The 11,962-nt window shown below is 29.9% G+C and carries 13 protein-coding genes and 1 pseudogene; 2 read left to right on the top strand and 12 right to left on the bottom strand.

The genetic code is table 11. The features are described from left to right. Positions 1-97 precede the first annotated feature (97 nt). From STERM_RS07380 to STERM_RS07375, 3 genes are all read right to left on the bottom strand, one after another. Complete coding sequence (locus tag STERM_RS07380) at positions 98-2,071, bottom strand: hypothetical protein (RefSeq protein ID WP_012860959.1); 1,974 nt, start codon at positions 2,069-2,071, stop codon at positions 98-100. A 501-nt stretch (positions 2,072-2,572) separates the two neighbouring features. After that, positions 2,573-2,701, bottom strand: coding sequence for a hypothetical protein (locus STERM_RS22690; RefSeq protein WP_256594943.1), 129 nt, complete (start codon positions 2,699-2,701; stop codon positions 2,573-2,575). Further along, on the bottom strand, positions 2,691-2,969 hold the full coding sequence (locus STERM_RS07375; RefSeq protein ID WP_041309862.1) for a hypothetical protein: 279 nt from the start codon (positions 2,967-2,969) through the stop codon (positions 2,691-2,693). The genes STERM_RS22690 and STERM_RS07375 overlap by 11 nt, the downstream gene beginning before the upstream one ends. A 737-nt stretch (positions 2,970-3,706) precedes the next feature. Between STERM_RS07375 and STERM_RS07370 the strand changes: the two genes are divergently transcribed. Both STERM_RS07370 and STERM_RS07365 read left to right on the top strand, forming a co-directional pair. Then, a complete protein-coding gene (locus tag STERM_RS07370) occupies positions 3,707-3,925 on the top strand; it encodes a helix-turn-helix domain-containing protein (protein WP_012860958.1) in 219 nt (72 codons plus the stop codon). A gap of 240 nt (positions 3,926-4,165) precedes the next feature. Continuing rightward, positions 4,166-4,426 carry a hypothetical protein gene (locus tag STERM_RS07365; RefSeq protein WP_012860957.1) on the top strand — a complete coding sequence of 87 codons (261 nt, stop codon included), beginning with the start codon at positions 4,166-4,168 and terminating at the stop codon, positions 4,424-4,426. Positions 4,427-4,816: 390 nt separating this feature from the next. Here the strand turns inward: STERM_RS07365 and STERM_RS07360 are convergent, their stop codons facing one another. From STERM_RS07360 to STERM_RS07325, 9 genes and pseudogenes are all read right to left on the bottom strand, one after another. Continuing rightward, positions 4,817-5,023 (bottom strand): hypothetical protein, encoded by a 207-nt coding sequence (locus tag STERM_RS07360; RefSeq protein ID WP_041309860.1) that lies wholly within the window; start codon positions 5,021-5,023, stop codon positions 4,817-4,819. A 101-nt stretch (positions 5,024-5,124) separates the two neighbouring features. Further along, on the bottom strand, positions 5,125-5,856 hold the full coding sequence (locus STERM_RS07355; RefSeq protein WP_012860956.1) for a DKNYY domain-containing protein: 732 nt from the start codon (positions 5,854-5,856) through the stop codon (positions 5,125-5,127). Between the two features lie 372 nt (positions 5,857-6,228). Then, positions 6,229-6,561: pseudogene (locus STERM_RS22805) on the bottom strand (ISL3 family transposase); the annotation flags it as partial. 211 nt (positions 6,562-6,772) lie between these two features. Next, entirely contained in the window at positions 6,773-8,155 is a 1,383-nt protein-coding gene (locus STERM_RS07350; RefSeq protein WP_012860955.1) for an MATE family efflux transporter, read from the bottom strand. Positions 8,156-8,222: 67 nt separating this feature from the next. After that, on the bottom strand, positions 8,223-8,663 hold the full coding sequence (locus tag STERM_RS07345; RefSeq protein WP_012860954.1) for a MarR family winged helix-turn-helix transcriptional regulator: 441 nt from the start codon (positions 8,661-8,663) through the stop codon (positions 8,223-8,225). Positions 8,664-8,887: 224 nt separating this feature from the next. Continuing rightward, positions 8,888-9,502 carry a hypothetical protein gene (locus STERM_RS07340; protein ID WP_012860953.1) on the bottom strand — a complete coding sequence of 205 codons (615 nt, stop codon included), beginning with the start codon at positions 9,500-9,502 and terminating at the stop codon, positions 8,888-8,890. A 70-nt stretch (positions 9,503-9,572) separates the two neighbouring features. Further along, positions 9,573-10,307 (bottom strand): DKNYY domain-containing protein, encoded by a 735-nt coding sequence (locus tag STERM_RS07335; protein ID WP_012860952.1) that lies wholly within the window; start codon positions 10,305-10,307, stop codon positions 9,573-9,575. Positions 10,308-10,397: 90 nt separating this feature from the next. Next, on the bottom strand, positions 10,398-10,931 hold the full coding sequence (locus tag STERM_RS07330) for a hypothetical protein (protein WP_012860951.1): 534 nt from the start codon (positions 10,929-10,931) through the stop codon (positions 10,398-10,400). A gap of 44 nt (positions 10,932-10,975) precedes the next feature. Next, on the bottom strand, positions 10,976-11,914 hold the full coding sequence (locus STERM_RS07325) for a DKNYY domain-containing protein (protein WP_012860950.1): 939 nt from the start codon (positions 11,912-11,914) through the stop codon (positions 10,976-10,978). Positions 11,915-11,962: the final 48 nt, after the last annotated feature.

Here is an 11,962-nt window from a genome sequence, read left to right as displayed (position 1 = left end):
CCCATTAAAATTAATATATATAACAAAAATATCCAGTATAAACTTCAGATAATTTGTGAATAGCTTCTAAATATCATTTCTCCTTGGTACATAAATATTAGCCATTTATTATTACATTAGCCCCTCCATTAACTACCGAATATGAACCTGAATTTACCACAGTACTTCCCCCTGAATCAATTCGTGTATTCCCGGCAGAGACCTGAACAACTTCTTTTCCTATGGTTGTTTTCACTCCTTCAATGGTCTCGGTCATTCCTTTTGAACTTATATCCACTTCCCCATCGCTTACATTCACAGATATATTGTTTTTCCCTGCCAGACTAATGTAATCCGTAACACTTACGTCAAATTTCCTGCTGTCCAGCTGAAAATTAAACATCGGACTCCCTCCTGCACTATCATCTCCTCCTAAAGTATAATTTCTTATATTCGGGTTACTTGCCCTTATATTTCCCGGATTATTTACACATCCCTGTACATATCCGAGTATTTCATCATCATCGGGAAAATATACCGATACCACATCTCCGGGCTCAGGTGCCGTAAAAAATCCTGTATGACTCTGTGAATACATTGAAGTATATGGAACATTCCATTTTCCTTTTCCTGTATCTTCATGAAATATAGAATTTCTTTTTGCCATTCTTTTGAGACCATGGCTAAAATCCAATGTTACAGTCGCTATTTCATTCTCTCCCCCTGTTTCTACTACTCTGGCTTCCACTGCTTTCCCCATTACCGCACTGTTTCCCAGAAGCGGGTATACATGTTTTGTTTCATCTATTGTTTCAAATTCACAATTTATCAAATTTTTTTCAATCCACATCCTGCTTATATGCACTTTGTTTTTACCATAATCTACATCGGAAGAATCATCAAAAGTTACGATCTCTCCAGGATTATACGGGTCTGTCCCGCATACTTTATATAGTAAATTTTCGCCGTCTCTCTTTTGTGCAAATAAAGCATATTTTAGATCACATGAATACTGGGTTATATTTATATTTCCAAATATAACAGACTTCAAATGAGCTGTTACAGACATTCCGGTTTCTTCAAATGTACTCAGCATATAGTTTACAAATTCCCAGTTAGTCATACCAAGCTGAATATATACTCTGCCCAGTTTTTTATCCAATCTCTGGTCATAATGTACTTGTATTTTATCTTTTCCTGTATGATCTTTCATTATTATTTCCAGTGCTTGTTTCCTTGTCATTGTAACATCCTGAAATACTCTGTAATGTTTAATCCTGTCCATTAATACCGAACCTGAAAAAGCTGTTAATGTAACTTTTGATAATTCCCCATTATTTTTTATTACTTCTCCACTAGTAATTATTCCGTCAAATATTCTTTTAAAATCCTCATATCCTGTTACTTCCGATACTCTGTTCAGCACTATCTCTATTGATGTATCTTTTGAGCGAATCAAATATATATATTTATTTATTTCTGATGTCATTATATTAAAACTCATTTTCAATATATCATGTTTACCGGATTCTTTTTGAATATCAAATTCTACATCTTTAGGATCAGTTTTTTCTCCATTCATTAAAATATCCATATTTTTCACCTGATATTGTATCTGCTCAGATCCCTCTGCAGCCAGATTACTGCCGGCAATTATTCCTGTTCCGAAATTATTGCTATCCCGTTTATTGATAAAGTTTTTTTCACTGCTTTTCTGTATGAAACTGCCTGCTCCTAAAGCTACTGCACTTATCCCTGCTGTCGTAATCGTATTTTTAAAATTATCATTATTTACTTCGGATTTACTTTGAAACAAATTCAATTTATTATTTTGTATCTCTATGTCTTCTTCTACTTCATTGTCAACAATATTATCTTTTGATTGTATTCTGTTATAATATATATCTAAATCTTTTTTTGTGATTGAATATTTTTCAAATAAAATTTCCTTATCATACTCATCCATCTCTTCAATATCCCATAAATCCAGGATATCTTTTTTTTCTGTTGTTAAGCCATTTGCATATTTAGTTTTTCTTGTGTTGTCTGTAAAGTTTTTCAAACTTCCTGTTCCTTTGAATCTTTCCCTCATTTTCTCCTCCTAAAAATCATTTATTTTTTAATTGTAATTTTTATTTACTAAACATAACTATATTCACTACATTAGCTTATCGAATCAGCATAATTCGATAACAGATTTCAAAAATTTATTTCAATATAAAAAAGAGCTTTCTTAAACTTTTCGATAACTCTGCTTTTCTTTTTGTTTGTAACTTTTATCTGATACAAATTCTCTGGTAAAGATTATGCTGACTTTCTTCTATTTTCTCGGTTTAAAAACTCTTTATTTTCTTAATATGTTCCATCTTTTTTAATTAAACATTTATTACATAAAATATAATATCATATTTTTTAATTAATTCATATATTTTTTAACTTCAATAACTACACTATCTATAATTTTGTTATATAATTATAGATTAATTTTTAAATCATATATTAATTATAAGTATTTTTAGATGAGTTTTAAGTATCGTTACTTATTTTCAGATAAAAAAAATACTCTGAGAATAATCACTCAAAGTATTTTTATTTAACTTATTACAACATTGTTATTAATTTTATCAATAATTTCAAATATTGCATGCTGTTCTTTCGCATTAGGAAATAATCCAAAAAAAAACTCTGTATGAGAATCGCAAAAAGGTTTATCAAATATCATTCCTATCTTTATTTTTCATCTCTTTTGTATTATAAAGCTCTTCTATTTCATCCATTACCCGTTCCAGAACTCTTTCAGTAGGTATATTAAAGTAGGCATTTTCCATGTATTTAGAAAAAACACTTTCTTCATCTTTATTCAAATTCTTTAAAAAATCGAAAACACCATTCTCACTTCTAAATAATTTATATCTGGTCTCAGAATCATTTTCCAGAAGATTTTTCCATCTTAAATGATCTATATCTTTACTATATATTAATTTGGGCATACTTCCTATAGTACATCATTCTTCCTCCTCAAATTAAGTCATTATCGCTTAAATTATATCATAAAATATATAATTATTAAATAAATTTATTAAAGTTTTATTTATAAATTTCTCATATAAGAAAGTTTTTTTCTTGTGTAATAAATCATACTTCAATATTCGACACATATTTCTCCATTTAATATTACAAAAAAACGTTTCATAACTTCAACATTCACAGCACTTCCCAACACATTAATCCTATTGACTTTTTCAAAATCTATGATATAATTAATTCATAAAACAATCATATGGTGTTAAATTTTTTGGAAAAAAGACTGGATTAAAATCCGGTTTTTTTTATATAATAAATCAGGCTTTCCAAAAAAGCCTGACACCACATGATTGGGGGAATACGATGAACAGATTAATTGTCATAAGCATATTATTTATGATTATTTCAAGATTACTTCATTAAGTATTCCCTGCCCTAACGGGCAAAATCAAAAATCGTGATAAAAAATATAAATTTGTGCTAAAATCGCCGGACTAAATATCCGGCTTTTTTAGTATCTGAAATATTTATCTGAATATAATTTAAAAATAAATTCATTGAACCACTTCAACAGTACTTTTAATAGAATATCTATACTTACCTATTACCAATCTTTTCAAGATATTCCCCCAAACTTGCACACCTACAAATAAAATGTTAAAATAAGTCATTATAAATACACTATTTTTGAGGTGAAAAATAAATGTTTAAAAGCAGACTTAATATTCTAATGGCAGAAAGGAATATTAACAAACTCACAGACTTACAGAATGCTATGGAAAAGAAAGGCTATAAAATTTCCTATCCTACACTCCATAGAATTTTTCATGGAAATAAGCTAGATAAGATGAATTTAGAATCTGTAGTAAAACTAATAAATTTTTTTAACTGTACATTTGAAGAATTATTTGATATTAGATAAGCAGACTGATTGTTGTCCAAAGTAAACATTAATCAGTCTTTTTTTATTATTTTTTATAAAAACTATTTGATATTTTATAAACACTATGTTATAATTTTTCTATAATAAAAGAAAAAGAACAGCCAACCAAGTCAACTGCTCTAACAAAATAAACAATATGTTTTTCACTACCATTATAATAAATCACGTAAAAAAATGCAATAATGCAAAGAAAAAAACATAGAAAAAGGGGGACAATCAATGGATAATGAACAAAAAAATCTTCTGTTCTATTTTATAGAAGAAGTAAGCTCAGATACTGACAATAAAACTATCCTGCATCAAAAACAGGAAAATCTACTCTCAGAATTAGAACAGATACCGGAAGAATTTCCTGAGCTAAAAGAGATTATAAGCCGTTTATCAGATTCAATAGTGGATCTTTGCAGTGAAATGAAGTATAAATACTTTAAATACGGAATCACAGCTAATGATATCCTAAACACTCATGTTCTTACATAATATTCTTATAAATTATGCTAAAAATTTATAGTAAAAGCCGGAAATAATCCGGCTTTTACTATACGCTCTCTTAATCTATCACTTCTAAATAGAAAGCTAATTTTCAAATAATAAAAAAAATCTTTTACATTACCAATATTTTTCTTATTAACTTTTCACTCAGTTTTTTTATTTATTCACTATAATAAAGTCCTGACTCTTTTTATATATACCATATTTTTTTCAGCAATTTTTTTAATTTCCCCGCTTACTTCATTGGAAGTTTCCAAAATATAAATATAATCAGAATTTTAAGATATTTTTATATTAAGATTTTCATACCAAAGCTCCACTTTATTAAATCCAGCTCTAAAATCTCTATAACTTAATTTTATACAATAAATGATATCATCAAATTTTTTGATCAATATTCTCTTTTTTAATATTATATTTTCCACACCTATTTTTTTCATTTTCAAAAAACTCATTGATATCCGAATTACTAATAAAATTTATTCTAATCATTAATTCCTGATTATTTAAATCAAATAACATTTGAAAAAATGCTAAATATTTTATTTCATTTTCCATATATGGTTTTCTTTCTATCTCGCTCATCTCAACTATAGATCTGCTGTAATAGCATTCTGCTTCTTTTTGGTTCAAATTTTTTTCTAATACATCTATAGCATATTCTGCTTTATCTCTTTTCTTTATCCCTAATTCCTCCTCATCCTAACAAGCCTCTTCTCTAAATTCTCTGCATTATAACCCTTATTTTTATCCTTATAAAGACGTATACCGGTTTTTTCAAAACTAGAAATATCAACATTTTTTATTTTATACACTTCTGTCTCATCATCTGTATCTGCTAAACCATAAACACCATTTTTATCTTTAAGCAGTATATTTCTATAAAAGTTACACTCTAAATTATTATCGTCGCAATCTGATATATTATTATCAACAATTTTCAATGTTTTCATATCAACCTTGAATGGTACATTTTTCTTCAAATATATTATTTTCCCTCTATTAGCACCATAACCACTCCCAAATATATACTGCCCGTCCAGAATATAATTTTCACGATTTATCTGAGAAATTTTTTCTGCTTCTATTTCAAGACTGTACCATTGATCAATCTCTTTATCTTCATACCAGTTCTCATTTTTAAAATTATCGTCAACAGCGAGTGTTTCCCATCCAGTGACAACTACAGTTCTTATTATCCCATAAATTCCATTTTTATCTCTCACATAATAATCATTTAATTTCTCAAAACTCAGATAATCAAGATTAGAAATCTTCTGCTTTCCATAATAGACACTTTCGTCCTTCACTGAAAAACTCCACTGTTTATATAGTATTTCCTCTATATCCTCTTCTTCCGTGTATGTAATATTAAACATTAATATCAATAAAGAAAGTAAAAAAATAACTCTTTTCATCAAACCACCTCTGTAATAAAATTTTTAAATATTTTATAAAATATTTTATTTGTATAAAATAAATATTAATATATTAAATCATTAAATACTCCTCCATGCAAGTATTTTATTATATTATTTTTCTGTAACTCGAATAAGGATGGAAAGAAAATAATAACCTCACAAACAAACTTTTAAAAAATAAAGATGCCTGAGTGTACAAGCTTGTCTGCCTGAAAGCATATCTTGAAAATGATGTTAATATATTAAGAAGTGGATTAATTATCTAATTAATATAGATTCTCTTTCAATAAGCAGGGTCAAAAAATAAGCAACACAAGATAAAAACTTCACTTGAATTAGCTTTTTGAGTATATTAAATTTTTTGTTTCCCTAAGAGACCCTCTTTATTACTTTTATTTTGTTATTATACCCCTCTAAAAATCCATTATCTAGCATGTATTCATTCGAATTTAATATCTCTTCTTTCTAGTTCTTGTAAGTTTTTGATAAAGATATACACTCTTCTATTTCTGATTTTTTTAATCTTTCTATTAAACCCTCAAATCTTTCTTGAAATTCTTCCAGTGATGATAGCTTCAGTAATTTTTAAAATTCTTCCTTATATTCATAACTTTCTGAAAACTTCACATTCAACTTCCTTAACTTATTTATTCGCTTTTGTTGTTTTTCACTCAACTTCAGTGAATTTTTGGATATCAGTTTCCAATTTTTTTTAGGTCTTTATATTTAAATACAATTTTATTCGTATATCCCTTACCATCAATTCTAACGGCTTCAATATGATATGTAATCTAAGATATATGATTTTTTTATATTTGCTCTAAATCCTGTATAGTTTTGTTTCATCAAAAACATAATACTATTGAATTTCATAAATATTTTTTACATCAGAATACCAAAGCTCCCCCGCTTCTTACCCCATGTCTATATCAAACTCCGCCCTCTCCTTCACAGGCACTCCCATAATCCCTTTCCTAGCCAAAATCCATAATCCAACCCCCATCAAACAAGCACAAAATTCCGAAATAGTCATAGCCCATATAACACCAGTCAGCCCAAACATAAAATTCCCTATAACAATAACTGGAATTAAAGCAATCCCTCTTGTAACAGACATTATATTAGACTGTACACCCTTACCAAAAGCCTGAAACATACTTGTAAACATCCCAGACAATCCTGCAAACAGTGTAGAAGCTAACAAAGCGGCCAGAATAGTCATCCCTACTCTGATGACTTCTATATCAGAACTAAACATCCTTATAACTTGCTCTCTAAAAAAGAATAAAACAACTGCAATCCCAAAAACAATAGCCCCTAAATAAATAAACACAGTTTTCAAAATCCTGTTAAGCCTTTCAGTATCACCGGCAGCATAAGAATAAGCAATCAAAGGTACTACTCCCATGTAAAGTCCCATTCCTATAAAATCTGAAATCTGACATACACGATTTGCAATTCCAAAAGCTGCCACTACATGTTCCCCATATATCATTGCATAATTATTAAACATCAAACCAGACACAATCAAAAAACATGACAGTAAAAATGCAGAAATTCCCACTTTGAATATATTGCCCAATATTTTCATATCAGGCTTAAAATATCTGAATGAAACACTCTGCACAGAACTTTTCTTTGCCAGATACCATATGTAATAAATCACAGCACAAACATTCCCGATAACAGTGGCAATAGCAGCCCCTGTAATTCCCATATGAAACGAAAATATAAACACAGGATCAAGAATCATATTTACAGCTACACTAATTATCATCCCAATTAACGATTCCTTAGAAGCCCCTTCTCCGCGTACAGTCTGCCCCAAATTAAAATTAGCTATTACAAACGGCGCTCCAAATGTATAAGCCAGCACATAATCCCTTGTAGGTCCGGCTGTTTCAACTCCGACACCCAAGACCTGTAAAATCTGCGGCATAAAAGGTACACTTATCAAAATAAAAATTACTCCCGTGAACAGCGAAAGATAAAAGTTAACAGATGAAGCTTTTTTCACTCTTTCCAGATTATTTTCACCTAACAGACGTGAAATATACGTACTTCCTCCTGTTCCGAATATCTCTCCCAAAGCCATAAGAATTGTAGTAAATGGAAGTGCTAGAGTAATGGCTGCCAGCATTGAAGTATTATTCAGCATCCCTATGTAAAATGCATCAGTAATATTATAAACTATATTAATAACCATACTTAATATCATCGGAACTGCCATATGCACAATTGCTTTTGATACTGGTGCCTTTTCCAGATAATATAGAGTGTTATTTTCATTATTCATTTTAATTCCTCCTTCAATTTTAAGTCGAATTCTACCTATTTTAATATGAAAAAACATATTTAAAAAATTAAGTTATATTTTTATAAGCTTTCTTTAGTAATTCTAAAAATATCTCTTTCTCCTCCTCAGTAAAGTCACAAAGTAGTTTTTCCTCTGTTCCGGTAAAGATATCATTAGTTTCATCTATAAACTTCATAGCTTTGGAAGTTATCTCTATCTGCATAGTACGCCCGTCTTCGTTTCCCGTGTGACGTATAATAAATCCATTTTTTTCTAATCCGTTCAAAAGACTGGTAACAGAAGGCCCGCTGAGTCTCATTGCCTTGCTTAGAATACGTCGGCTTATCTCCACATTACTCTCCAGTCTGTCGTATATTTCACCAAGAAGCCGTGCCTGCTGATTTGTAATATTATACCCCGCAAGTCCCTGATCATTTGCATAACGCATGCTGTGTCCTATACCTCTTATGTAAAAATCAAAATTTAATTCCTGAAATTTTTTTTTCATATTTTACCTCTTTATTTAAGTAGAATTCTACCAATATTATATAGGTAGAATTCTACTTTGTCAATATATTTTTATAAATTTTACTTTATCATTTAGAATAAAACGCAAAAATTCAATATTTACTATTCTTTCACTGTAAATTTCCTATAAAAAATACCTTAGCTGAATTCATATAACATTAAACCCGCTAAAGTACATAAAATAAAATATTAATTATTTTTCTTCTAATACACCGCTTTCCATATATCAGTCATTTCATCCAATTCTTTTGCATCGGAAAATCCGATCTTCTCCAAAAGTTCCTTACTTCCCATCTGACCATAACTGTTTTCGCTAAAATATACATTTTCATAATGTCCTATTGTACCAATTTTTATTCGTTCGGCAGAGTCTGCATCAGGAATCTGATTAATGATATTTTTCGCATCCAGTTTTCCTTTTATTTCCAGATAAGTACTGGAATCGCTAATAATGAGATTTTCGTTAACAGTTACATCTCCGTTAATTATAATTATGGAATCCTGTGTCACAAAGTTATTCGTTATAACATTGCCAGTAATATATGCGATAGTTATTCCATAAAAAGCAGTACTTTTACCTGCATTTACATTTCCGTTAACTATTACAAATCCGCCCTCCTGATCAAAGTCAAATACTTCACCGGAGTAATCACCATCATGATAAAAAATAGAAAATTCTTCATTAATGAAGTTATCAAATTTTTCTCTTAATTCTTCCTGATCTTCCACATTTTCCAGATTCAAATCTTTTTTCAGCCATTGCAAAATATCTGCCGGCAGTTTTAAACATTCTTCAGCTGTTAATTCCTGTAAATTCATATCCGTCTCCTAACAATATTTTATGTATTTTTATATTAATATACGATAAAAGTTACTCTTTATCAAAATTCTAATTTCTCTTCATTCTGACAGCTTTTTTATATAAATCTTCCAAAGTATAAGCCCTGTTCTTATCCTTATAAAGATGTGCCCCTGTTTTTTCAAAACTAGGAATATCAACACTTTTCATCTTATATACTTCCGACACTTCATCATATCCGTCAACTATCACATATACACCATTCTTATCTTTCAGCAGCATATTTCTGCTATACAAACATCTAAAATCATTATCAGCACACTTTAATAAACCAGTATCAATAATTCTCAACGTTCCCATATCTACTTTAAATGCAGCATTTTTACCCAGATGTATTAATTCCGTCCTGTTTACTGCATAACCATTCCCGAATATATACTGCCCGTCCAATACATAATTATCAGTTCCTATCTGTGAAATCAGCCCTGCTTTCATCTCCACACTAAACCACTGATCTGTCACTTTATCTTCATACCAGTTCTCATTATTAAAATTTTCATCGTCTTCAAGGGTCGCCCAACCGGTAACAACAATTGTTGGTTCAACAGCATAAATTCCATTTCTATCTTTCAGATAATAAGCATTTAATTTCTTAAAACTCATATAATCAAGATTAGGAACTCTTTGTTTTCCATAATAAACATTCTCGTTCCTCACTAAAAAATCCCATTGTTTAAATAATATTTCTTCTATATCTGTTTCTTTTGTATACACTGTGCTAAATATCACCAATAATAAAGCCAGTAAATAAATAATTTTTTTCATCAAACCACCTTCATAATAAAATTTTCTATAACTTCAAAATATTTTTTGTAAAATTAAGAAGGAGAGCAGTTCCTCTCTCTCCCTTATAATCTAACTTTTATTATCCCTCTTACTCTCCAGCTGCTTTCTAAATGTTTCAATTCTGTCCTTTACTTCTTTCTCCTCAGCATTTGTAATTCCTCTGCTGTACCTAAGAACTATATTTATATTTTTCTCTGTGATAAATGTTTCACGATCACTCATTATGATTCGGGAATCGCTTATTTTGGAATACATATCCATTGAAATGACATCAATTACAATTTCATTGCTGTCAGAATCCAGACTTTTTATATAAAATTCCGCTAAATTATTTTTTCCGTAATATGTCCCGTCACCCTGATCTTGTAATTCCAAAAGATACAGCCCTGTATTTCCCGCTTTCCAATTCCCTGTATCTCTCCAGAGTTTTACAGAAAGAAATACCGTTTTTCCGTCTTTAAATACTTTCAAATCACCATAGCTGTTGTAATTTATCATCAAAGAATCAAACTGCGGTTCATCTGTAATGTATAATCCACTCTTTAAGCCTGCCGAATATGACAATACGCTAAAAAACATTATCAAAATCAATACCTTTTTCATATGTCCTCCTGATCATTTTATATTTGCAATTCTGTATATTTATATCACAGCTTAAATGTAGCCGGATCCTCACCTTTTACTATTTCCCCTTTCAGATAGACATATTTTTTATCCTTGGCATATGCCCAGTTAATTATTCTGAAAGTCTCCAAATCTGCACCCCGTATTTTCTTACCGCTGTAATAAATATTATCCTTATCCCTGGAATAGCTTTCCCCTAAAAACTGAAATGAATTATAGTCCGGCACCTTCCATAATTTTCCGGCATAAAATATATTGTTTTTATCTTTGGCATAGTCAGAAAATACCATTGAATAATATACACTGCTTTTATAAACAATGAAACTGTCAAAATCAGCATCTTCTACCTTTTTATCCCCATAATAAATTTCATTTTCCAGCTTTTTATAATTCCCGTAATTTATTCCCAGCTCTTCTGCAGTATCTTTGAAGTCTTGTGCAGATTTTACAGATTCATTTTCATCATTTTCCGTTATTTTCCCCTTATATTTAAAAACAATTCTGTCATTTCCCTCAGGCACATAAGCTCCGCCCCGCATTGGAAATTCAGTGGAAGAGTACTTTATTCTTGAAATAACAGTGAGTTCCAGTTCATTATCACCTGTTTTTATCAGCTGAAAATCTATATAATCATTTTTACCATAGTATGATCCATTCTTTCCATCTTTTAATTCGGCGAGATAATCCCCTCTGTTCATGTGAACAAAATTTCCGGTATCCATGTAGCTCTTTATTCTGAGGAATATTCTTTTCCCGTCTTTAAATACTTTCAGATCACTGCATTTATATCTTTGCATAATATTATTAGTAGTAAGCTCTTCACAGGGAACTATTTTTTCCCTAATATATGTATTTTCAGAAATTTTTGAATAATCATATTCTGCTTTATAAACACCGCTTTTCAAACTTGCCGGGTATAATATCATATTAAAAAACAATGCTAAAATAAATATTCTTTTCATTTTTCCCTCCTATATTTCCCAGACTAGTGCAGGTACATTTTTTTCATA

Origin of the sequence: Sebaldella termitidis ATCC 33386, assembly GCF_000024405.1 — a bacterium.
Classification (GTDB): Bacteria; Fusobacteriota; Fusobacteriia; order Fusobacteriales; family Leptotrichiaceae; genus Sebaldella; species Sebaldella termitidis.
Note: the sequence above shows the minus strand (reverse complement) of the source record. Positions and strands in the feature narration are given on the sequence as shown.